Source organism: Enterococcus asini ATCC 700915, from assembly GCF_000407365.1.
Classification (GTDB): Bacteria; Bacillota; Bacilli; order Lactobacillales; family Enterococcaceae; genus Enterococcus_C; species Enterococcus_C asini.
This window is the reverse complement of the sequence record NZ_ASVU01000002.1, coordinates 179950-203247: the sequence shown is the minus strand read 5'-3', so window position 1 is coordinate 203247 and position 23298 is coordinate 179950. Positions and strand designations below refer to the sequence as shown.

The 23298-nt window shown below is 42.6% G+C and carries 18 protein-coding genes; 5 read left to right on the top strand and 13 right to left on the bottom strand.

Going from position 1 to position 23298, the window contains the following annotated elements; genetic code table 11:
- Nucleotides 1-17 precede the first annotated feature (17 nt).
- Nucleotides 18-3128 carry a rhamnogalacturonan lyase family protein gene (locus I579_RS10890; protein ID WP_010753454.1) on the top strand — a complete coding sequence of 1037 codons (3111 nt, stop codon included), beginning with the start codon at nucleotides 18-20 and terminating at the stop codon, nucleotides 3126-3128.
- Between the two features lie 70 nt (nucleotides 3129-3198).
- On the opposite strand, the gene I579_RS10885 is transcribed toward I579_RS10890, so the two are convergent.
- The 6 genes from I579_RS10885 to I579_RS10860 form a co-directional block, all read right to left on the bottom strand.
- Nucleotides 3199-3864: a hypothetical protein gene (locus I579_RS10885; protein WP_010753453.1), complete on the bottom strand. Its 666-nt coding sequence runs from the start codon at nucleotides 3862-3864 to the stop codon at nucleotides 3199-3201.
- Nucleotides 3865-4125: 261 nt separating this feature from the next.
- On the bottom strand, nucleotides 4126-6753 hold the full coding sequence (locus tag I579_RS10880) for a beta-galactosidase (RefSeq protein ID WP_010753452.1): 2628 nt from the start codon (nucleotides 6751-6753) through the stop codon (nucleotides 4126-4128).
- The gene (locus I579_RS10875) at nucleotides 6731-7810 is read right to left on the bottom strand and encodes a glycoside hydrolase family 88/105 protein (protein WP_010753451.1); all 1080 of its coding nucleotides are present in this window, start codon (nucleotides 7808-7810) and stop codon (nucleotides 6731-6733) included. Before I579_RS10875 ends, I579_RS10880 begins: the two co-directional genes overlap by 23 nt.
- 100 nt (nucleotides 7811-7910) lie before the next feature.
- Nucleotides 7911-8747 (bottom strand): carbohydrate ABC transporter permease, encoded by an 837-nt coding sequence (locus I579_RS10870; protein ID WP_010753450.1) that lies wholly within the window; start codon nucleotides 8745-8747, stop codon nucleotides 7911-7913.
- A 2-nt stretch (nucleotides 8748-8749) separates the two neighbouring features.
- Complete coding sequence (locus I579_RS10865) at nucleotides 8750-9697, bottom strand: carbohydrate ABC transporter permease (RefSeq protein ID WP_010753449.1); 948 nt, start codon at nucleotides 9695-9697, stop codon at nucleotides 8750-8752.
- Complete coding sequence (locus I579_RS10860) at nucleotides 9681-10997, bottom strand: ABC transporter substrate-binding protein (RefSeq protein ID WP_010753448.1); 1317 nt, start codon at nucleotides 10995-10997, stop codon at nucleotides 9681-9683. Before I579_RS10860 ends, I579_RS10865 begins: the two co-directional genes overlap by 17 nt.
- Nucleotides 10998-11463: 466 nt before the next feature.
- On the opposite strand from I579_RS10860, the gene I579_RS10855 reads away from it, so the two are divergent.
- From I579_RS10855 to I579_RS10845, 3 genes are read left to right on the top strand one after another with little or no spacing between them, the layout of a single operon-like run.
- On the top strand, nucleotides 11464-12117 hold the full coding sequence (locus I579_RS10855) for a YesL family protein (protein ID WP_010753447.1): 654 nt from the start codon (nucleotides 11464-11466) through the stop codon (nucleotides 12115-12117).
- Nucleotides 12086-13864 (top strand): sensor histidine kinase, encoded by a 1779-nt coding sequence (locus tag I579_RS10850; protein WP_010753446.1) that lies wholly within the window; start codon nucleotides 12086-12088, stop codon nucleotides 13862-13864. The genes I579_RS10855 and I579_RS10850 overlap by 32 nt, the downstream gene beginning before the upstream one ends.
- Nucleotides 13861-15303, top strand: coding sequence for a response regulator (locus I579_RS10845; RefSeq protein WP_010753445.1), 1443 nt, complete (start codon nucleotides 13861-13863; stop codon nucleotides 15301-15303). Before I579_RS10850 ends, I579_RS10845 begins: the two co-directional genes overlap by 4 nt.
- A 69-nt stretch (nucleotides 15304-15372) precedes the next feature.
- Here I579_RS10845 and I579_RS10840 read toward each other — a convergent pair whose 3' ends face one another.
- Both I579_RS10840 and bglB read right to left on the bottom strand, forming a co-directional pair.
- Nucleotides 15373-16200, bottom strand: coding sequence for a sugar phosphate isomerase/epimerase family protein (locus tag I579_RS10840; protein ID WP_010753444.1), 828 nt, complete (start codon nucleotides 16198-16200; stop codon nucleotides 15373-15375).
- A 103-nt stretch (nucleotides 16201-16303) separates the two neighbouring features.
- On the bottom strand, nucleotides 16304-17410 hold the full coding sequence (gene bglB, locus I579_RS10835) for a beta-galactosidase BglB (RefSeq protein ID WP_010753443.1): 1107 nt from the start codon (nucleotides 17408-17410) through the stop codon (nucleotides 16304-16306).
- A gap of 126 nt (nucleotides 17411-17536) precedes the next feature.
- Here bglB and I579_RS10830 point away from each other — a divergent pair, with 126 nt between their 5' ends.
- A complete protein-coding gene (locus I579_RS10830) occupies nucleotides 17537-18442 on the top strand; it encodes an AraC family transcriptional regulator (protein ID WP_010753442.1) in 906 nt (301 codons plus the stop codon).
- Between the two features lie 35 nt (nucleotides 18443-18477).
- On the opposite strand, the gene I579_RS10825 is transcribed toward I579_RS10830, so the two are convergent.
- The 5 genes from I579_RS10825 to rsfS all read right to left on the bottom strand — a co-directional run bounded on the left by I579_RS10825 (nucleotide 18478) and on the right by rsfS (nucleotide 23291).
- Complete coding sequence (locus tag I579_RS10825) at nucleotides 18478-19197, bottom strand: YebC/PmpR family DNA-binding transcriptional regulator (protein ID WP_010753441.1); 720 nt, start codon at nucleotides 19195-19197, stop codon at nucleotides 18478-18480.
- A gap of 85 nt (nucleotides 19198-19282) precedes the next feature.
- Nucleotides 19283-20449 (bottom strand): nucleotidyltransferase, encoded by a 1167-nt coding sequence (locus I579_RS10820; protein WP_010753440.1) that lies wholly within the window; start codon nucleotides 20447-20449, stop codon nucleotides 19283-19285.
- Between the two features lie 83 nt (nucleotides 20450-20532).
- Nucleotides 20533-21966, bottom strand: a complete 1434-nt coding sequence (locus I579_RS10815) for a glycoside hydrolase family 1 protein (RefSeq protein WP_010753439.1) — start codon at nucleotides 21964-21966, stop codon at nucleotides 20533-20535.
- 240 nt (nucleotides 21967-22206) lie between these two features.
- Nucleotides 22207-22950, bottom strand: a complete 744-nt coding sequence (locus tag I579_RS10810; RefSeq protein ID WP_010753438.1) for a class I SAM-dependent DNA methyltransferase — start codon at nucleotides 22948-22950, stop codon at nucleotides 22207-22209.
- On the bottom strand, nucleotides 22950-23291 hold the full coding sequence (rsfS, locus tag I579_RS10805) for a ribosome silencing factor (RefSeq protein ID WP_174270004.1): 342 nt from the start codon (nucleotides 23289-23291) through the stop codon (nucleotides 22950-22952). The genes I579_RS10810 and rsfS overlap by 1 nt, the downstream gene beginning before the upstream one ends.
- Between the last annotated feature and the right edge of the window lie 7 nt (nucleotides 23292-23298).

The window sequence follows — 23298 nt, the reverse complement described above, 5'->3', positions numbered from 1 at the left end:
CAAGGAGTTTATTTACCATGATTACCATAAAGAACATCGATACTAACCAGATTACGATTTCTTGGGACGAACTACCTTCAGGCGGTCCTTATCGCATTCTATGGTCGGATCGCAAGCGCGAGTCGAGCACCTTCATCTCATTGGGAGAAACGACTTCCAATGAATTCACATTGAAAAAAAGTTCCCATCGCCCCTACTATGTAAAAGTTACCAATGGACAAGAAGAAACGCCTCTTCTAGAAACGCCGGTTTACTATCTGCCCCATCCCCAAATCGAAACTCTAGATCGAGGTCTTATCGCTTTATCAACTGATGAAGGCATCTTTCTAAGTTGGCGGCTACTTGTTCCAGAAGTTTCTGGTTTTGATAATTCTCACAACAGTCTGATTACTTCTGTTTTTCAACTTTACAAGAATGGTAGTTTGTTAGCGGAAATCCATGACAGCACCAATTATCTAGATCAAACAGGATTAATCACTGATTCTTACCAAGTTAAAAGTCTGGAAGGAACACTCTGCGAAGCTGTTTGTCCCGAACAAACTCCTTACTTTGAAATTCCCTTGCAAAAGCCGAGTGGAGGTGTGACCAAAGCTGGTGAATCTTACGACTATCAGGCCAACGATTTGTCCGTAATAGATATCGATGGGGATGGCCAATACGAATTTATTTTAAAATGGGATCCGACTAATTCTCGCGATGTCTCGCAAAGAGGATATACCGGAAATTGTTATCTTGACTGTTATAAAATGAATGGACAACTAATCTGGCGGCTAGATTGCGGTCAAAACATCCGTGCCGGAGCTCATTACACACAATTCATCTGTTATGATTTTGACGGCGATGGGAAAGGTGAAATGGCACTTAAAACTGCTCCCGGAAGTAAGATGCAGTTCTTTGACGCACAAGGAATACTTACCCACGAACGCTTTATCACTCTTCCTGAAGCAGATCGTAAAAAAGGCGTCTCCCATAAGGATGATTATGTTTGTTCGGGGACTGATTATGCCACTCATATAAAAGAACTGTTTTTACAATGGCACAACCATCCCGAAGTTCTAGCAGGACACTGGCCCCAAACACTGGAAGCATGCTTTGATATTCCAAATCAGTATACGTATCCACTCACAGAAGAATCTGCCATGTCCCTTACTAACTATTTCTTAGATAGTTATGCCTCTAGTCGTAGTGAAAAAAATCGTTTGCGAGAGTTTGAAGGCTTTATTTATGAGGGACCAGAGTACTTGACGATGTTTGCTGGAGACGGTCAGGAACTTGCAACCATCCCCTTTCCGATTCCACGAGAAGACGACGGCTTACTTTGGGGTGATTATGCTTGGAACCGAATCGAACCTTGCAACCGCGTAGATCGCTTTTTATCTGGAGTCGCTTATTTGAATGGCGAAACCCCAAGCCTGTTAATCTGTCGTGGCTATTATACTCGAGCGGTCGTAGTCGCGTTAGATTTCCTTGGCGGTTGTTTCCAAGAAATTTGGCGAACAGATAGTGGTTTTGTTCCTATGAATAACCCTTTCCACGATACAGCACACAATCAAGATGGTACTAATCCTTTTTATGGGGCGTTAGCCTGTCAAGGTGATCACTCGCTTTCTTGTGCTGATGTAGATGGTGACGGCAAGATGGAAGTAATTTACGGTGGTGCTACACTTGATCACGATGGAACAATCCTGTACAGCTCTAAAGATCTCCTACCGAACGGGCATCTTGTGAAACTCAATCATGGAGATGCCATGCATGTGGCGGATATCGACCCCAATCGTCCTGGATTAGAAATCTTCAATGTTTTTGAGGAAGCTAGCGCCGCACCATATGGCTATGCACTCCGAAGAGCGGAAGATGGCACCGTAATTTTTGGCGAGTATGAAGACGAGCGTGATTTAGGTCGCTGTATGGTAGGTGATATTACGTCAGACCCAGGTCTCCAGTGTTGGGTGAACACTGTGGGTACCTTTGATTGTCAAGGGAAACGTCTAAATGCAGAGACTTTAGGAACTAATTTCCCGATTCGCTTTTTACCAGATTTTTCGACTCAAATTTTGGACGGAGTTGATTATCTAAATAGCGAAAGTACCGGGGTCGTAAATGATTGGCGCCACGGCGTAATTCTAACCCCAAAGGATACCGCAACAAATAACAGTACCAAAGGAAATCCGTGCCTCGTTGCCGATCTTTTTGGCGATTATCGGGAAGAATTAGTGCTCCGAACAAAAGACAACACCGCCTTAAGAATCTACTCAAACACCCAAGTTAGCCAGAAAAAATTGCCTACTTTGATGCAAGATCCCCAGTATCGTTGTGGGATTGCTTGGCAAAATAATTGTTACAATCAACCTTGCTATCCAAGTTATTACTACGCTTCAGATATGCAATTAGCAGATGTATTTCCAGAACAAAAACGCAAGCCAGTTTTCTATTTGGCTGGAGATAGTACGGTACAGACTTACACCCAGGAAAAGCGACCACAATTTGGCTGGGGGGAGTTCTTAGCCGCAAGTCTTTATCCAGATTATCAGCAAGAAAAAATCAATTTGACTAACATTTTGGAAAGTACACCTAGCCCCTGGCGTTATGAAAATCAAAAAATAATCGTCGACAATCGTGGGGCCGCCGGACGCTCTACGAAAACTTATCAAGAGGAGAAACGTTTTGCCGAAATCCTAAATGAACTTCGATCCGGAGATTGGTTGTTCTTGCAATTCGGGCACAATGATTGCAACCAAGAAAAATCTGAACGTTGGAGTTCCCCTGCAGACTTTATCGAAAACTTGAAGGCTCAGTTAACAGTTGCTTTAACCAAGCAAGCAACGCCGGTTTTATTAACTCCGATCCTGTTGAATCCGGCCGCTTTGGCTACCGATGATCACTTAACACTCATTGCAGAAGAATTAGAAAAATATCGAGAAGCGATTCTTTATTTGGCACACCAAGAGCAAGTACTCGTAATCGATGTTTGGCAACAAGCCAAATGGCGCTTTGCTGAAATGTCAAACGAAGCGCCAGCAGGTTATTATTTACCAGACAATGTTCACTTAAATGAAAAAGGCGCACGCTTCTATGCCAAAATTGTCGCCCAAGGAATTCGCCAAACCGGCCGTTTTGGAAGTCGCTAGTTGTTACTTTCGGGCCTCAAAAAACCACCGCAAATCCCAAGATTTTCTTGGTGATTTGCGGTGGTTTTACTTAGCCCACTTTTTCTAGCTGAAGTTCATGGCAAAGTGGTGCCTCTGGAAAAAACAACTGTAAAATTTGAAAAAACAAGAGACACTCTGCTACTGTTTTTCGGTTTTCTAAATCAAGCACTGGACTGTGACGACCAATCAACGGCGACTGGATTAAACGGGACTCTTGATTCCACTGAATAAAGTGTTCTTTGCTAGGACAATCCTTCAATTGATAACAACCACAATGAATAAGCTCTTGAAGACGAAAGGCAATCCAAGCACTGTCCAAAATTTTCAACCTGAAACGCCCCTCTTCGTCATCCATTAGCCGGTATTTTGTGACGATGGTTTCTGGTTCATAACGCAAATACCAATCCAACAGAAGAAAAAATGCTTCTCGACGTGGAGCCTGATTCCACAGTTCTTCGCAACCCGTTCCTCGTCGGAAAACTAATGGAATCAAGTACTGGCCCCTATAGACTAACATCGGTGTGTGGGGAATCTGTATCGGCAAATAGCGACTTAAAAAGCCATTGGTCGTATAATCCACTACACGATATCCTTCTACGCCGAAAGACTGACAGGCGGATACTAAAGCAGAACACTGAGAAAGCGACACCGCGACCTCTTGACCTGAGCAAGTCTGGGTCACAGATTTGATGACAGGTTCCATCGTTATGTGCATAAGTATCCTCCTTTTAATAACAGCCTTCTTCACCGTAATCTCATTTTACTGTAAGAATAGTATAACATATTTTCCGTTACTACCAAGAATAAAAGCCAACCTGGAATAGAAAATCCTCTCTTCAACAATTTACTCTTTGATTTAAGAGTTGTCTTTTGGGAACAGTTCCAATCCTGTTTGGCAAACTACTATTCACTTCTTCTTATGATGAAACTGTATCACTCGCAAAACAATCGTCAAAGCAAATCCAATGGACAAGTTTTACTTGGCAAAAGACAAAATCAGGTACTCATAGGGAGCCAGAGTGACTTCTCCCGGGAATAAGTCCTCATGATTCAAGCAAGAGCTAGCCATCGTTTTCAATTCAAAGGAGCTTTCGGTTACCCCGAGATTGCATAAATACAACTGAATCTCAGTTTGACTTTCCCGTCGATATTTCATAATTCCTTCTTTGACTTTCACTAAACCCCGATCTGTTTCATAGGGTAAGACTTCTTGGGTCAAGAACTTGCGCCACAGCTCATCTCCAGTGATCTTCTGTGGCTGACCACCGACATAAAAGACTTCTCCAGCGTCAACTTGTTGTTTTCCAATAACTAGTTGCTGCTTGGCCCCTTCGACGACAGCTTGCCAATTGTCCCCCACAAAGGTGGTCACTAACCCACTGAGAGTTGTGGTTTTCCCTTGATAAGATGCAGTGTAAGTTCCCTCTTCCACCCGATATTGCGTGATTTCTTTGCAGTGTAACCATTCTCCGATAAGATCCAAGCCATTATTTGCGGGCCAGCTTAGTTCTCCGGTACGATCCCCAGTCATAGGGCCTAAAATTAGTTTGCCACCATTTTTGGTAAAAACTTGTAATTTTGCTAGTAACTCTGGTGACACGTTGCGCAAGTATGGAATCAGCAGTACCCCATAGTCTGTGAAGTCGCTATTTTCTTGGATGATTTCCACATTGATGCCCCCTCGAATCACCGACCCATAGTAATCTAAAAAGAGGCGACGGTAATCATAGATACCCCCATTATCAATGGTATAAAATCGTTTAGCGTGATCCGAATACACTATAGCTACATTTGCTTTTTGATAGTGAGTTCTTTGCAAATATGGTTCCATTTTTTGCAATAATTTTCCTGTGCGCTGGACATCTTCAAATCCTTGATCTGGCTCGCCCCAAGCTGTGACTACAGCACTGTGAGGTTGTTCCACACCAAAACGATGACCGCGATAGTGCCAGAAACTAAAGGACTTCAAATTTCCTGCATAACCGATAAAAGCTTCAGCAGTAACCCAGCCTGTAGGGGCGGGCGTTGCATAGTTTTCAATATGCCCATTATGGGACGTACAAGTTTCTAGAAGTAGCATCTCCTGATTGGTATTTCGCACATTACGGAAACGATCCAAATTCATAGTATACCAAGGATAGTCCGTGTATTTTGGATACGTATCGAAACCTGCCACGTCTAAATCCCGGAACAAGCGATCATTCATTAAGTTAAAGCCAAAAGCCGTATTATGGGTAATTGGTACCTCAGTTTCCATACGAACAAAATGGCATAAATCATGGGCAAATTCATTTATCGTATCTGCGGTAAACTTACGAAAGGCATTCATTAAAGAAGAATTGTGCAAAAATGGTGTCATCAGCGGCATAACGACCTGATCAAAACGGTCATAAGCCTCACTCCAGACTTGCGTCCCCCAAGATTTGTTCAGCCATTGCACCGTGCCGTATTCTTCTGCCAAATACTGGTGCCAACGATTTTGACAGGTATCACAGAAACACAAATCTACGTGGCATTTAAATTCATTGTCTAACTGAATCGCTATGACATTGTCAAACCGTCGAGCTAACTTAGCTACTTCTCGTGTCATACGGTAAGCATAAAAACGATAGTCTTCGTTATTTGTACAACATTGCTGGCGGGATCCGTGTTCCATAACTGTACCATCTAAGTTTTTAATCCGAGCTTCCGGATGCATAACTGTGAACCAGCGTGGTGGTGTCGGCGTAGGAATGCAAAGACAGACATCAATCCCTACTCGCTGATACAAAGTTAAAGCTCGCTCCAAAATACTTAAATCAAATTGGCCCGGTGTTTTTTCGATATGTTGCCAAATGAACTCTCCGATACGGGCAAAATTCATACCCAACTCCTTCATCTGAGCCACATCTTGAGCAAAAATTTCCTCAGGCCAAACTTCTGGATACATACAGGCTCCGTAATAACGCTTGTCAAAGAGCTCACTTTGGATAAATTCCCGCAAGCGTAGTTTTACATAACGAGCAATCGCCAAAGCACCTGCCTCACTAAAGTGCGTATTGTCCTGGCTGCCCGCAGGATAGTTCGCTAGCTCACCCACGCCAGACCAGAGGAAATAGCGCTTTGCTTCTTCAGTCCCCGTAGTTTGATAAAGAAAATACGTATAGCGATTCAAATCATACAAGGGAATCTCTTTCGTTTCGGCAATCCGTCTTAAAAAAGGTAACTGTTGCGTAAAACTAGGCTCCGGCTTATGGCTGAAAGGATGCAAGCGGCGTTCTGTTGGACTACATAAAATTGCTTGGCCTTTAGCTGCCTTCACATCGGTAATCATTTTGCGTAGACGACTTTCGTATTCTCCTGGTAGCACCCCGTTCTCTGGCTTTTGATCGTTATGTCCAAATTGAATCAAGACCAAATCCCCTGGAGTAATGGCGTTTCGTAAGTCGTCCCACAATCCTTCTTCCATAAACGTCTTCGTGGTAGCTCCTGGTTTAGCAAAATTTTTTACGGCAACATTTTCCGGTGCACAAAGTTCTCTCAAAGCCTGGCCCCATCCTGTCATCGGCCGTTGGCTTTCAGGATAATCTGCTACGGTGGAATCACCGGCTAGTAATATATTCATTGTCTTCCTCCTGTGTCTCGTTTTCTACAAGTAAGCTCGTGATATGGGGATTGTCTAAACACTCCGCTAAAAAAGTCAGCATTAGCCCTTGGCCCCAGCCCTGAATCCATTGTCGGGAAATTGCTTGATAGTCAGGAATTGTTTTCATTACTGCGGTACCAGCAGAAACATTTTCTACCCGACCGTCTGGTGCCACATTTGTGAGAAGTCCAGGTATTGCTCGGTGGATATATTTACGGTGCAAGGGATTATCATTGGCTACCATGGCGGCAGCAATACCTGCTGTGGCAGAAACTTCTTCATAAGATGTGGCATCGTCTAAAATAGTACGCCAAAGTCCCTTTTCGCTTTGATAGATTTTTAAACCAGCCAGCTGTTCATCCAAACTAGCCTGCACATCCATAAATTTAGGATACAAATAAGCTTCCGGCAAGCGACGTTTTACTTGGGACATGGTGTAAGCACACCAGGCATTAGCCCTTCCCCAATAACAAGCAGAAAGATTGCTCTTTTGTAGGTGATCATAGCCGTGATAAAACAAGCCCGTGGTCTGATTTTGAAGATACTGAATATGCCAATAATACTGATTCAAAGCGTCTTCAACTAAATCTTGGCGCTTAAGCAAAATCCCCATGCGTAACAAGAACATCCCCGCCATAAACAACGTATCTGCCCAAGCTTGCTCGGGAAAATCGTCATGATTAGAAACCGTATGTTGCAAAACACCCTCACCAAAACGTAAGGCCCGTTTTTCTAAGTAATCAACTTTGCTCAGCAAAAGTTCCAAATACCGCTCATCTTCAAATACTTCATAGAGAGTAATCAAGCAATGGCCCATGGCACATTTGTTTACAGTCCAATCTCCTTCAAAACCCAAGTTAATCAACTCATCCACTCGTTCTTTCAACTCAGTAAGGATCTTTTGTTCGCCGGTCACCTCGTAAACTCGGCAAATCCCGTAATAGGCAACACCGCAGCTCCAGTCCCAAGTTAAATCCATTTTCATGGTCCGGTGGATAATAGTCTCGATGGTTTCTTGACAAGTAAAATTTTCCACGTTTCGCTCCTCCTTATTGCAACAAAAAGGCCCCTTCTAGCAAACTTGGCAAAGTGGGCCAAGTTTGCTAAAAAGAACCAACAGTTGCGTTTCATTCCGTTTATTTCAAACCGGTGGTACTAATTCCTTGGACAATGTATTTTTGGAACATGAAGAAAATAATCAGTACTGGAACCAAGGACACCACGGACATAGCAAACATCGCACCCCAGTTGGAACTACTTGAAGAATCCAAGAATTGTTTCAAGGCGATGGACACGGTGTAGCTTTCCGGCTTGGTCAAGTACAGCATTGGACCAATCAACTCTTCCCATTTCCAGTAAAAGGAGAAAATGGCAGAAGTTGCCAAGGAAGATTTCAACAATGGCAAGATGACTTTGAAGAAGATTCCTACGCGACCACAGCCATCGATTTTTGCCGCTTCATCCAGCTCTGTAGGAATCCCTTGGATGAACTGGTTCATCAAGAAGATAAAGAAGGCTTGGCCAAAGTAAGACGGCACGGTCACTGGCAGGATTGTATTAATCCAGTCTAATTTGCCGAACCACAGATATTGGGGCACCATAATGATTTCTTGAGGCATCATCATGGTGACTAAAACACAAGCAAACCAGAATTTCTTCCCTTTGAAAGGGATCCGGGCAAAGCCATAAGCAATCAAAGCAGAGGAACAAACTGCCCCCACCGTTGCGATTAGAGCGATCCGCAATGAGTTAAAAATATACGTAACAAATGGCACTCCGGCGATTCCTTCAAACCCCTTAATGTAATTATCCAAAGTCCAAGTTCTTGGGAATAATTGCGTCGCCGTTTGGAAAATATCCGAATTTGGTTTTAATGAACTGAAAATCAACCAGAAAATCGGATAAAGCATCAGGACTGCCACAATCAAGACAATCGCATCAAATAATAGATTTTTTCTACGTGCTGCAATCATGTTCAGCCCTCCTTCGATTCTGAGAATACCCAGTATTTAGATGTTGCAAAGAAAATCATAGTAATCACTGCGATGATCACGATTAAAATCCAAGCTAACGCTGAAGCATACCCCATCTTGAAGTCTGCAAAAGCCTTTTGGTAGACATACAGTGAGTATACTAAAGTTCCGTTTCGCGGCGAGCCAGTCCCATTGGTAATAACGAAGGCCGGCGTAAAGGTCAAGAATGATTGAATCGTCTGCATAACCAAGTTAAAGAAAATAATTGGTGTCAAGCAAGGCAAAGTAATGGAGAAAAACTGGCGCAATTTGCTAGCACCATCGATTTGGGCTGCTTCGTAATAATCATTGGGAATATTTTTTAAGCCAGACAAGAAAATCAACATGGAAGACCCAAACTGCCAACCTGCTAAAAGAATCAAGGTAAACAAAGCAGTCCCAGGATTTTTAAAGAAGTAAATCGGATCCATCCCGATATTTTCCAAAAGTCCATTAATCAAACCAGAATCACCGAAGATATTCCGCCACATAATAGATACCGCCACACTCCCCCCGATAATAGAAGGAATGTAAAACAGCACGCGATACAAACCGGATAGTTTTGAAGGTCGGTTGATTAACATTGCCACCGCTAGTGCGATGACTAGCCGTAAAGGCACGGCGGAGATAACATACTTAAATGTGACCATTAGCGCTTGTTTGAACTTTGGATCGTCGAAAAAGATTTTGCTGAAGTTGTCGAAGCCGATATACTCGGCTTCGGTCAACATATCGTAGTTATGAAAGGACATGAATAGGGAAATTCCCATAGGCACGACGATGAACAATAGAAAACCTAAGATGAAAGGCGAGATAAAGAGATACCCTGAAAAGAAATCTTGCTTTTCAGTGCTCAAGCGTCTAAATTTTCCCATTAGTCCGCTTTCTTGCTCTTTAGTCATAGTTTTCATCAAAAATCTCCTCCGCTTTCGCTACATAACTGTCATAAGCTTCTTCAGCTGTCATAGTGCCATAAGTAATTTCAGCAAAGACATCTTTGAAGTGAGTGTTTAATTCAGAGAAACCAACTGGTAAGACTGGAGATGCTTCGCCCACATAGTCCGCAATTTTATCCAAATAGTCAGAAGCAACTTTTTCTTCATCAGTCATATCTTCATAAATCGTATCTTTCGCAACAGTACTAGCAGGAATACCCCGTTCCGTACCAATAATCTTGTTGGCTTCTTCATCATTTACCAAGAAGTTCGCAAACTTGGCTGCAGCTTCTTTATTTTTTGAAGTTTGAGCTACAGAGTAGAAGAAACTTGGACGGTAGAACAAAGCACCATCTTTTGCGCTATAAGGTAAGTTCAAGGAAAGATCTACCCCGTCTGCCGCGGATTGCGTATACGTTACAAACTGGTTGTTCCAGTTTTGATAGTAAGCAACTTTTCCAAGAGAAAGTGGATTTTCGTCAAAGCTCTTGATGTTGCTAGCTACTTCAGCAGTAGGAATGGCTTCTTCTTTTGCCAATTTACCAATTGCATTCATAAATGTAATGAAGTTTTCTTTGCTGAAGGCTAATTCAGGTTTTCCTTCATCGTTGTATTTCAACAATTCTTCCCCTTGCGTCCGCAAGTAATATTGCAACAAGACATAGTTATCTACTACATCAATCATGCCATATTCACCAGTTTCTTGTTTCACTTTTTCGATGGAAGCTACCCAATCCTCGAAATTATAATTTTCATAATCCACACTGGCCCCAGCTTTGTCTACCAAAGCTTGGTTCGTAATCATGGACATGGCATTAACCGCTGGCGCAATCGCGAAAAATTTATCATCTAATTTTCCTGAATCGATAATAGAAGGATCGATGTTGGTAGTATCAATGGTCTTGCCTTCTCCGGTAAATTCAGTTAAGTCGGCCAATTGATTCTTTTGACCATATTGTGCTAAGTAACTGCCGTCCATTTGCATCACATCTGGCAATTCACCAGCCGCTGATTTTGTAGCTAATTTTTTCCAGTAATCATCCCAGGCAGCATATTCATAGTCCACATCAATATCGGGATTTTCTTTTTCAAAAGCTTCGATTGCTTTAATGTACTTTTCGTGGCGTACCTCGGCACCCCACCAAGTAAAGCTAATCTTTGTTTTGCCATCTGCACTATCCGCTTCTTTATCCTTGGATCCATTTCCGCAGCCAGCAATTCCTAAGGCCAACACACTAAGACTCGCACCCAACAATAACAGTGACTTCGTTTTCATAAATTTCCCCTCCAAAAATGATTTCGCTTACATATTTGATTCTATAGCTTATCTGCCATTTAAAGAATGAAATAAACCGAACAAAAATGTTAAAAAATAGCGTTCTTCCGAAAAATCATCATAAATTGGTCTACTTGAAAACAGTAAAGAAAGAATTTTTCCCACTTTGATGATTTCGCAACACACCTAATTACCAATTGTTGAACAATGATTTAAAGTATTCTTGACCTCCCTATATTTACTTGAATATCTAAATCGTTATTTTTCTTCATTTTAATAGTAGAAAAAGCGTATCCATGATGAAGCCGTCTGAAATACCAAAAGTGAATTAGCCTATTTTTAAAGGAAAATAGCAAAAAAAAGCTAAAAAACGTAAAAAAATAGAGGTGCCGGATTTTTTCACATTTTGATGTGCTATACTGTTTTTGAAAAGGGTTTCTAAAAATTAACTACAGGAGAAACAAACATGAAAAAACTACAAAATGGCATCTATAGCTTCTTTGGAATCGTCTCCTATATGGCACAGCTAAATTTGCAATGGCTACTATTTACTCTTCTAGGAGGCATTCTATTGGGAATTGGTCCAGCTACGGCGATCACGGTACGCTTTTTACATGACTATCGAGAAAGCAGACGCGAATATTCCTTTACCGATTTTTGGCAGGCCTATAAGCAGAACTTTAAGAAGTTTTCTTTGGTTGGTTGTCTCTATACGGCTTTCCTAGCAGTTCTTATAGTGAATTTACGAATTGTAGCAGTTCTAGTAGCCGCTCCTTGGATTGCTCCGGCATATACTTTATTAGGAATGGTTTTAGTCTATCTTTTGCTGATGAGCTTTTTGACCTATGCAAAGGCTGATGATGTAGCCTTTCGAGAATGTCTGAAAACAACTCTTTTTATGGTTTTCCGTTATCCCTTACAGGCCTTGGCGCTACTTACCACCGTCTATCTTTTTTCACTACTCTTTGGCAGTAAATCTTCTCTGGCTTTGATTTTCGGTGGTTCGACCATTTTGTTTTTTGCCGAGTTCTTCCACAGTCAGATGATTCAAAAAACCAAAGCCTTACAAGGGGGAAAGGGTCAGCAGGATGAACCAGCGGAAATGGATCAAACGCTTTAAAAACACTTCTTTTAAAACGCAATTGCAAATCGCTTTTCTCGTTACTATATTACTTGTTTTACTAGTAACACTTTTGATGACTCTAGTCTGGCGCAATGCCTATTTAGAAAAAACCAAGGTCTCTGCTTATAAGGATATTAGCCTTTTAGCCAAAGACACCGGCGAGAAACTTACGGCTGTAGAAGATTTGTCCTTAAATGTCATCGACAGTCCCACACTCCAAAGTCTCTTGACAGATTTTACACAGCAAACCGACAATGATACCTCAATCACTTTAAAAAATCAGCTGGTTCGTGAGGTCAACCAAATTACTAGGAATAACTCAAACATTCGCAATGTCTATTTGCTAAGTCCAAAAAAAGAAAGCCTGATCAGTTTCATTGACTCTAAGAAAAATATTATTAACCAATTGTCCGTGGATGATTTGATTAGGGATTTACCGGATCATCCCGCTAAAGGGAAATGGTTTTTCAGCGATACCCTTTCCCAGGGAGTCTATGTGCGCAAGATTTTTGCCAGTGACAATCTCTCTTTGAATCATATTGGTACAGTAATTTTTTTCGTGGATACCACTTTTTTTCAATTAGAACGTCAGAATTTTGCCGCCTTGGCAGAAGACAGTTTTTTCTTACTAGATTATGAAAACGCCTTATATAGTCCGGCAAATCAAGTAGATGCCCAAAACTTCATTACCCAATATGATCAGATCGAACCTACCTTGTCTGAATCTTTTGGCATCACCAAGCTCTCTCAGGATAGTTATTATTATGTTACGGCAGACTCCCCCATGGACCAAGGGCGTTTTATTTACTTGATTCCCGAAAATCAGATTCTAGCCGATCTTTATCAATTGCAATGGCTGTTCGTTTTGATTTTCTTGCCATTCTTATTGGCGATTATTTGGGGCATTCACAAAATTAGCAATCAACTGACCCGGCCGATTACTAACTTGGCCAATCAAATGCTCGCCATTAATGAGACCAAGGAATTGCAATCCTTAAAAACCCTGGCTTTGCCAGCAGATCCCCAAGAAGAAATCGCCATTTTATATGACAGCTACAATATCATGATTGAAGACATCAATACCTTGATCAAAGACAATTACGAAATGCGCATTCTTTCGCAAGAGGTGGAATTTAAGAGTCTTCAATCACAGCTAGATCCCCATTTTCTATACAACACCTTGGATTCCATTAATTGGCTAGCAATTGCTAATAATCAATCACAAATCGCCGAAATGGTGACTTCCCTAGCCTACTTGTTCCGGAAAAAAATCGATACTAATTCAGAATTCGTTACTTTACAAGACGAACTGGATATCGTGGATGCCTATATTCGCATCCAAAAGGTACGCTTTGAAAAACGCATCGAATTTATTTCCTTAATCCTAGTAGACGATCTCTCTTTACCTGTGCCAAAACTTTTGATTCAGCCTTTAATCGAGAATGTCTTCAAATACGCCGTCAGCAATATGAAGACGACCTGTCAGCTCGTACTCAGTGTGGAAATGGCTCAAGACAATCTCTGGGTTACGGTTAGTGACAACGGTCCAGGATTTAAACCACACTTTTCAATTGAACGGGACGGCGGCATTGGCTTAAAAAACATCCAAAAACGTTTGGCTTTGCATTACGGTCCAACTTCTCGTTTACAAATTGCCAAGTCAATCCCGTTTAAAAAAACAGTCGTGAAATTCAATATTCCCTTAAACAAATCTCAATCCTATACTGCAAAGGAGTCATTATGAAAAAGATACTCGTAGTAGACGACGAACCATTGATTGCTAAAGGCGTAGCTACTCTAATTTCCGGATACAATCTCCCTTTAGAAGTGACGGATGTCTGCCTGGACAGTGAAGAAGCCTTAATCATTTGTCAACAGAAAAAAATCGATGTCATCGTCACTGATATTAATATGCCAAATTTAAACGGCATCGAATTAATTAAAGCGCTTAAAAATTTGGACCCTACACTGCAAATTATCATCTTAACAGGGTTCGGCAGTTTTTCATACGCCAAGGAAGCCATGGCTTTAGGGGTCAAGCATTTTTTGGAGAAGCCGTTGATTCCTGGGATGATGTACGAAGCAGTCCGAGATTGCTTAGCAGTGGCTGAGCGTCAACAAGAAGAGTCTAAACTTTACCAGCGTCGACAGATTGAACGCTTTTTAAGTAGCTCAGGGGTGGAAGCTTTGCCTGAATCGCTATCTTTTCCTTTCGACCTCTACCTCTTTGATTCACGCTTTTACCCACAGTTGGCGAAAATCAGTAAAAACTATCGGGAAAATAACCCAGCTTTCGTGGGCCACCACAGTAAGGTTGGTTATCTTTTGAACTCCGGTTCCACAGGTAGTTTAGGTGGCTTCTTGATCACTGCTTTGGAAGAAGTTCAATTGGGTAAAGGTATCGCCATTCACTGTCAAGTACAAGACGCCGAAGACTTTCTGTTTCGCTTTTATTTGGGCAAGCGCAATTTAGATAAGGAATTTTACTTCGATGAGTTCCAGATTATCAATCAAGAGCGCATTCTTCGGGAGAAAGTTTATGAAAATCAGATTTACGTCGAGTTTCGTGAAAAGCTACTACAATATTTAAACCAAGGCGAGCTCACTCGAGCCCAAGTCTTAACCGAAACTTTTTTTGACACTTGTCGTAGCGAGCTCTATCCTGTCCAGCTCTTACGTCTCCAAATCAATGAACTACTTACTACAATATTTGACCTATATCCAGTAAAACGAGATAGCACCTTCGACGACTATTCACCTAAAATTATGCTTCTTAATGATTGGCATGAACTTTCCTTCATGTTGATGCATTGCATTGACCTCATGCGTAGTACGTTGAGTAATCAGGAAAATATGAAGCTTTCCCATAAGGTGAATCTGATTATCGAAGAGTATTACGACCGGGAATCACTTTCCCTAAAATGGATTGCCAATCGCCTACTTTATCTAAATCCGGAATACCTTGGGAAAACTTATTACAAAGAAACGAAAGTGAGATTCAATAAAAAACTGGCGGAATACCGCATCGCGAAAGCCCAAGAACTCCTCCAACAAAACTATAAAGTATATGAAGTCGCCGCCATGACCGGCTTCGGTAATTCCCCAGAATACTTCGTTCAGACCTTCAAAAAGATCACCGGTATTACGCCTAAACAGTTCGTCAAACAACAAGTACTAGTCTAGCAAAAAACTGTAAACCGTCTTTTTCTCACAGTAAAAGACGGTTTACAGTTTTTTTAAAGTTTCTTCGGTTTAGCCATTAATGGCTTTGACCGCGCGTTTAATGGCGTCATTTTGCGTTCCTTCCAAGACCACATAGCAATAGGGCTTGTAAGAGGCAATGATATCTAAGATCGCTTGGGTATTCATCAGGCCCGTCCCAAAGTCCACAGGTTGAACTTTCCCTTCTTCAATCACGAAATCCTTCAAGTGAAAGGCACAGATTTTGTCGCCAAAGCGTTCAAACGCATCTTTCACGATAGCCACTTGACTTTCATAATTTTCGGGAGTGATCAGATTAGAGGGGTCCAAAATGATTCCCAAGTATTCCGAGTCAATCGCTGCTAGTAATTGATCGATACGATCTAAGGAATACAAAGGATGGTTCAAGCCCCCTTCGATTCCCACCAAGGTGCCCATTTTTTCCCCTTTGGCTACTAGCCGTTTGACTACGCCGATTAAATCTTCAAAGACTTCATCTTGGAAATTATCTTCCGTGTAACCTAGGCCAGGAATCACTGAACCGGTTTCAGACGCTACCATGGAAGCCCCGAAAAAGCGTGCGTGGGCTAAATAAGCTTCGAATTTTTGCAAGATTTCTTCCCGGGCAACTGGATCGGGATGAATCAAGTTGGAATAGCAACTTAAAATCGCTACTTGTAGGTCCTTTTTAGCCAAAGTATTTTTGAAGTAAGTGCCCATACCTGGATTGATTGCTTGTGCGCTGCTGTCCATGTTAGGAAAGCTCGCTCCTAAAGCCAATTGCAAGTTGTGAATTTCTTGAACTGCGGCTTTTTCTGCCAAATCCTCTGGTGTTTGAACGCCGCTTAAATCATGACCGCGAATTGCTAAGTTAAACATTATAAAACGACCCCTTTCTTGATAAGAACTAGGCCCGAACAGCGAACTGTTCAGGCCTAGTCTTTTTTATTAGCATGCGCTATTGTTGAACAACTGTCAAGTCTTAGCAGTAAGAGACTAAGAACTCAGTGAATGCCAAAACGGTTAAAGATTGGCCATAAGGCATGGCGGTGATGCCGATTTCTTTGTAGAATTGCAAGCTGTCGCCCATACCAGTCCCGATGGAAACGTGTTGGACTTCCCCGGTTTCGTCGATTTCGCCCAACAAACCTTCGATGGCTTTATACGCAACTTCTTCGTATTCTTTGCCTAGGTAGCGTTTGTGAACGGCTTTTAAAATCCCGTAAGCAAAGCCGGCTGTTGCAGAAGATTCCAAGTAAGAAGTATCGTCGTCAAGCAAAGTATGCCACAAACCGGATTCGTCTTGGTAATTTGCCAAAGCTTTCACTTGTGCTTCCAAAGTATTCAATAAGAAGGTGCGCAAGTAGTCTCCTTCCCGTAAGTCAAGGATTTCGATAATTTCCGGAATTGCGATGGTCAACCAGCAATTTCCCCGGGCCCAGAAAGCTTCCGCATAGTTGTGGTTGCCTTCGAAAGTCCAGCCGTGGTACCACAAGCCAGTCTTTTTATCCATCAAGTATTTTGTATGGATTAAGAATTGGTATTTTGCTTCTTCCACATATTCAGGACGGTCTAGTAACAAACCGATTTTCGCCAATGGCAAAACGGTCATCATCAACGTGTCATCCCACAATTGGTTGGTGTTCGCCGGGCCATAGGTTGCGTGTTGCAAGCCGTTTTCATTGGTCCGGGGCATGTCGCGCATGACCCATTCTGCCCATTGTTCCAAGTAAGCCAAGTAGCGAGAATCTTTGGTATCTTCATAAAGATACGCCATAGTCAACAATGGTGCCATGGTATTGACATTTTTTGGAGGCGCGCCTTCGATCATCCTCGCTTCAAACCAATCCGTTACGATTTGCAAAGCCTTTGGATTTTTGGTTAATTGGTAGTTTTTATAAATCCCATATAGACCGACCCCTTGTGGCCAGTTCCAAACAGTCCAACTCTTATCGTCGACTTTCAAGCCGTCGAAGTCCAATAAGAAGTCCCCGTTATCTTTGATGGTTGTTAAATTATCCATCATCAAATCAATTTTGTCCAAGATAGTTTGCTTTGGAACGAACAATTCTTCTAAAATGATGTCCATGATGTGTGCTCCTTTACTAGTTTTCTCTACTCCTTGATAATAACAAAAATCGCTTACAATAAAATAGCATCTATTGACTTAAAACTATCTTTTCTTGTACTATTGGAGATGGAAAGGCAGGCTGACATGACTAAACAAATCGTTCCATCCGTTGCTAATACTATGATTTCTGATCGTTTTGAGGTCTTCCTCGTGGATGATTTCGTCTCGGAGGAAAACACTCTTTATCACTACCATGACTTTTACGAGATTCACTGTACTTTGGAAGGAGAAGGTGTTTTTTATGTGGACAATCACGAGTACCACTTGCGCCCAGGCACAGTTACGTTGATCTCCCCCAATGACTTGCATCGAGTCTTGAGCCAAAAGACAGAATCCTTTCGGCGTTGTTATATTTTTGTGACGCCTCAGTATTTACAGAGCCACTCTACTTCAAGAAGTGATTTAGCCGAGGCCTTTCGCTTTTTAGGCTCAGGGCACAATCGTTTCTTGCAACTAGATCCTAATGAATTGGAGAGCTTGCTAGCGCCTTTGAACCAGGAACCAGGGACAGCTTATGGGGAAGATTTGGAATATGAAGTCCATCTTTTGCGTTTTCTTATTTTTCTAAATCGCCTGAGTCAAAAGCAAGAACACAGCTTAGTGTCCCCTTCCACAAACAGTCCCAACAATAAGGATGCCTTGATTCCCCAAGTGATTGATTACATCAATGAAAACCTGGACGCTTCCTTGACCTTGGACAGTTTAGCGGAAAAATTTTATACCAATAAATATTCCTTGTCTCGTTCCTTTAAAAAGGCTTCTGGCATTAATTTGCATTCCTTCATTTTGAAAAAGCGCCTGCTTTACAGTAAGCAGCTTTTGCGAAAATACCGTTCTTCCACGGAAGTCTATAGTCTGTGTGGCTTTCAATCTTATACCCACTTTCTGCGGGCTTTTAAAGAAGAGTTCCACATTACCCCAAAGGAATTTTTAAAGCGCGAGTCTCAAAATCAAGTCGTTCTTTTTGACCACTATGAAAATGTTGATTAAAAAAACGAAGCCGGTTTTCACCGGCCTCGTTTTTTTTAGTCTTCTAATTCAACGTTGTGATAAACAGATTGTACGTCTTCTAAATCTTCCAATGCATCAATCATTTTTTCGAACTGTTCCAAGTCATCCCCGGACAAGGTCACTTCATTTTGAGGGACCATTTGCAATTCGGCTACGGAAAAATCAGTGATGCCTTTTTCTTTCAAAGCGTTGTTAATGGCGCTGAAGTCTTCTGCTTCTCCGTAGACTACGATTTGGCCTTCGTCTTCTTCCACGTCACGCACATCAATGTCTTGATCCATCAAGTATTCCAAGATTTCGTCGGCATCCTCACCGGCAAACCCAAAGAGTGCCGTGTTATCAAACATATACGCAACAGCACCGGAAACACCCATATTCCCGCCATTTTTCCCAAAGGCCGCGCGAACGTCTGCTGCGGTCCGATTGACATTGTTGGTTAACGTATCCACGATAACCATGGAACCATTCGGGCCAAAGCCTTCGTAACGAAGTTCTTGATATGTTTCATCGCCACTACCTTTGGCTTTTTCAATCGCCCGGTCAATGATGTGTTTTGGTACATTGTATGTTTTCGCCCGTTCGATTACGAACCGCAATTTTTGGTTAGCATGGGGATCTGGTTCACCTGATTTTGCGGCTGCATAGATTTCAATCCCAAACTTAGCATAGATTCGGCTGTTCGCTCCATCCTTTGCGGTTTTCTTGGCGACGATATTTGCCCATTTACGACCCATAATTACACTTCGCTTTCAGTAATTGTTATTTTGAAAAATATCCTGTTCCATTATACTTGTCAAAAAGCATTCTGTGAAGCATTTTCTATGGAAATTCCACGAATTGCGGAAAGCGCCCGGTGTTTTGCTCCGGTACCCGCTCATCTCCTAGGCGATAAAGTTGGTCACTACGCTTCGTTAAGACCTGTTCCATGGTCGTTCCTTGGCCGATTTTTGACAGTAACGGTAGCCCCAGCGCCTTCTTCTGCTGATGAAGATAGGCTTTACCTTGTGGTGTGTACCCTAAGACGCGTAAACCTGGTTCTGACCACGCCTTCTGCATCTCCTCTTTGGTGATGTTCAAAAGAGTATAGCAAAGCAAGCGTTGAATCCTAGTCCAAGTATAGCGTTTGGACTTCACTTGGCTGAGAAATCCCTGAAAATCGGCTTCTTTTTGGGCAGCCGTCAATAAGCGACTTTCTAGGCCTTCCACCATTTGGTAGATATTTTGTAAATCACTTTTACGACTGGCCAATATCCGATAGCGCAATAGTGGCCAGAGGGCTTCCCAAGTGACCTGTTGTTTTCCAAGGGCAACAGCTGTCTCTTGGGGCACCCAGTCACTCACTGCTTTACCTTCTTGCAACGCTTGGCGAATTCCTGTGGCACTGGCAAACTCCTGAGTCAGCTCATTATCATGGTAGGCTGCTCCTTGCCGCTGTATCGACCAAAGCTTCATGGGATGGGCATAACTGGCATTTTCCTTGGCATAGGTTAGTCCTAAGATATGATTAGGGGTCTCCCCAGATAACTGCAAACTCGGAAAAAGTTCTCCATAAACTTGGTTCATCTTTTGGGGATAGGTCATTTTTTGATCCGTAATCTTTTGGAAGGCGGTATCCACCCGATCTTGTTCTTCCCACGCAAAGCGCCCAAAGGCTTGATAATCAAAGTCGGCACTGCCCTCGGTACCAAAACAGAGGTTCTCACAGTTTAACGCCTGTAAGAGCATGACGCCCCCTTTGGCAAAATAATCCGCCGCTTGCAAGGACCAAGGCACAGGCAGTTCCACGACTAAGTCCACCCCATTATGTAAAGCTGCCTCGGCCCGCAACCATTTGTCGACAATCGCCGGCTCTCCCCGTTGCAAAAAATTCCCACTCATAACCGCGATTACTACTTGGGCACCGGTTAATTCTCGGGCCATTTTAGCGTGATACGCGTGCCCATTGTGAAATGGATTGTATTCTACGATGATTCCCACTGACTTCATTTTTTCACCTCGCCTTATTATACCAGAAGAAAAGCAACTACCTTGCAAGCAAAAAAGAGACCGCAAGCGGCCTCTTTTTTGTCTTAGTCTAAGTTTGCGCCATTCGTGGTGATTACCCGTTGATACCAGTAGTAACTATCCTTTTTGTAACGCTTCAAGCTACCTTCTTGGGTTTCATCTTGATCCACGTAAACAAAGCCGTACCGTTTCTGATAACCGTTCAACCAGCTTAAAAGGTCCGTATATGACCAAGTGCAATAGCCTAATACATCACAGCCTTCTTCAATGGCATCCCCTATAGCAGCCACGTGATCTTTTAGATACTTGATCCGGTAGTCGTCATGGATTTCGTTGTCTGCCGTGATTTTATCGTATTCCCCTAAGCCGTTTTCTGTAATCAAAATCGGCAAGCGGTAACGGCTGGTGATCCGGCGCAAGGCGATATGAATCCCTGTTGGATCGATTTCCCAATCCCAGTTCGTCCGGTCCACAAAAGGATTGGCCACTTTTTTGTACATCCCCGGAACGCCAGATTCTTCTGAGCTACCTTTTTTACCGGTGGTATTCATCTTCCCTTGACCAACCCCATCAATTGGGTTGAAGGCATTGGTGGCAGTCTGATAGTAGTTAACCCCCATAAAGTCTGGTTTCGCTGAGCGCAAAAGCTCCATGTCTCCGTCTTCAATCGTCGGTGCGATGCCTTGTTTTTCCAAGAATTTCATAATCGCGATTGGGTATTCGCCCCAAGCATAGACATCCATCCAATAATGAGCCATTAAGTCTTCGGCATTTTCTGCCGCTAAGACATTTTCCGGATTGCTATCGATGGCGTAATTTGGCGTATAGGCAAAACTTGGTCCGATTTTCCCTGGCATTTGCATTTCATGGAACTTGTTGATTACGCTGGCATTCGCCAAATTGGCAATGTGGTTGGCTTGATACATCCGTTTTTGGTCCACCACACCAGGTGGATGCAAGGCGAGCATATACCCCATTTGAATAAAGATGTTTTGTTCATTCAAGCTAACCCAGTAGTGCACTTTACCCCGAAAAGCTTCAAATAAAACCGCAGCATAATTAACAAAGTCTTCAATCACTTTGCGGGATTCCCAGCCTTGGTATTCCTCTTGCAAAGCTTGAGGTAAGTCCCAATGGTACAAAGTTAAAACCGGTTCGATACCGTTTTCAATCAACTCATCGACTAGGTGAATGTAAAAATCTAAGCCCGCTTGGTTAACCTCTCCCCGGCCTTCTGGGAAAATCCGTGTCCAGGCAACGGAGAAACGATAGGCCTTTAAGCCTTGTTCTTTCATTAATGCGATGTCTTCTTGGTAACGGTGGAAATGATCCACGGCCAAGTCCCCATTGGTCCCTTTAAATGTTTTCCCTGGAATGCGGACAAATTCATCCCAAACTGAAGGTCCTTTGCCGTCTTCGTCCCAGGCACCTTCTACTTGATAGGCAGCCGAGGCCGAGCCCCAAAGGAAATCTTTTGGAAATTTCGATTGCTCTGTCAAATGTAACCCTCCTCATAATCATGGTCATTCATTATATGACTAGACATTAGTCATACTCTTCTTAATTATAACAACTCTTGCATAAATAGTCTTGTGAAAACGCTAATCTTACTAAAAAGAATGTCTCTAAAACCACTCCCTGACCGCTGCACAAAAAAACCGAATGATTCATAATCGCGCCACTGAATCTAGCAGCACCGATTACAAATCATTCGGTTTCAGTTTCATACCTACTATTTTTTACTTCTGGCAGACAAAAAACCAACGACGGCTCTTTTCATTAGGCGCACTATCGATAAAATCTGCATAGCAATTTACTTGACGAAAGCCGCTGTTTTCCAGCATGCTCACGTATTGATTCAAAGGATAGGTCCGTTCTTCATGGACTTCATCTTGTCTAATAAACAAGCTAGGCACCTCATCTGTCCCAGGATTCTCAGGAACAAAAAAGGTTAAGAAGTGCTGAATCGTGTCCGGTGCATCCTGATAGCTATCCCATAAAAAGGCGAACTCGTCTGTTTGGTAGTGATAGCTGTACTCCGGAAAGACCTCATTGATTTGGTATTGGGAATGGACATCGAAGACAAAAACTCCCTCGTCGTCTAAAACCTGATAGACCTCATCAAAAACCTGCTGAACACTATGCGCATCCGGCATATAGCACAAAGAGTCGGAGAAACACGTGACCGCTTCAAAGGTGCCCACACCTTGCAAGTCCTGCATATCTCCCGCTAATAATTGAATGTCTACCTGCTCTTCATAGGCTCGCTCACTGGCCATCATGAGCATCTCTTCTGACAGGTCCAAAGCAGTCACTTCATAGCCTTCTTTGGCAAAAGCCACGGCCAAAGCCCCGGTACCACAAGCAAGCTCCAGCACTTGCCGGCGGCTACCTAAATGACGCTTGGCAAAAGCCAACCACTTATCATAAAGATTTTTGTCCATTACCTCATCGTAGACAAAGGCAAAGGTTTCGTACGCCATTACGCCACGACCCACTGACTGATGTCCACAAGGGGTGCATCCGCCCACAATTTTTCCAAATTGTAGAAGGCCCGTTCGTTATTGGAGAAGACGTGAACAATCACATCTCCTAAATCGATTAACACCCAAGCGGCCCCGTCTTTGCCTTCAATGCGCTTGACTTCCACGCCATTTTTTTCTTCTTGTTCTAGGACTTCGTCGATAATGGCATTGATTTGGCGCTCACTATTAGCCGAGCAGATCACGAAATAATCCGCCAATAGGGAAATTTCCCGCACGTCCAATGCTAAAATGTCCTCTGCATGTTTACTATCTGCCGCTTTCACGGCGATTTCTAATATTTTCTGA

Coding starts and splice junctions, on each gene's coding strand:
- I579_RS10865 (WP_010753449.1), bottom strand. CDS start 9,697: ATGAAAACTATGACTAAAGAGCAAGAAAGCGGACTAATGGGAAAATTT.
- I579_RS10885 (WP_010753453.1), bottom strand. CDS start 3,864: ATGCACATAACGATGGAACCTGTCATCAAATCTGTGACCCAGACTTGC.
- I579_RS10845 (WP_010753445.1), top strand. CDS start 13,861: ATGAAAAAGATACTCGTAGTAGACGACGAACCATTGATTGCTAAAGGC.
- bglB (WP_010753443.1), bottom strand. CDS start 17,410: ATGGACATCATTTTAGAAGAATTGTTCGTTCCAAAGCAAACTATCTTG.
- I579_RS10870 (WP_010753450.1), bottom strand. CDS start 8,747: ATGATTGCAGCACGTAGAAAAAATCTATTATTTGATGCGATTGTCTTG.
- I579_RS10840 (WP_010753444.1), bottom strand. CDS start 16,200: ATGTTTAACTTAGCAATTCGCGGTCATGATTTAAGCGGCGTTCAAACA.
- I579_RS10810 (WP_010753438.1), bottom strand. CDS start 22,950: ATGGCGTACGAAACCTTTGCCTTTGTCTACGATGAGGTAATGGACAAA.
- I579_RS10890 (WP_010753454.1), top strand. CDS start 18: ATGATTACCATAAAGAACATCGATACTAACCAGATTACGATTTCTTGG.
- I579_RS10860 (WP_010753448.1), bottom strand. CDS start 10,997: ATGAAAACGAAGTCACTGTTATTGTTGGGTGCGAGTCTTAGTGTGTTG.
- I579_RS10820 (WP_010753440.1), bottom strand. CDS start 20,449: ATGAAGTCAGTGGGAATCATCGTAGAATACAATCCATTTCACAATGGG.
- I579_RS10880 (WP_010753452.1), bottom strand. CDS start 6,753: ATGAATATATTACTAGCCGGTGATTCCACCGTAGCAGATTATCCTGAA.
- I579_RS10830 (WP_010753442.1), top strand. CDS start 17,537: ATGACTAAACAAATCGTTCCATCCGTTGCTAATACTATGATTTCTGAT.
- I579_RS10855 (WP_010753447.1), top strand. CDS start 11,464: ATGAAAAAACTACAAAATGGCATCTATAGCTTCTTTGGAATCGTCTCC.
- I579_RS10825 (WP_010753441.1), bottom strand. CDS start 19,197: ATGGGTCGTAAATGGGCAAATATCGTCGCCAAGAAAACCGCAAAGGAT.
- I579_RS10850 (WP_010753446.1), top strand. CDS start 12,086: ATGAACCAGCGGAAATGGATCAAACGCTTTAAAAACACTTCTTTTAAA.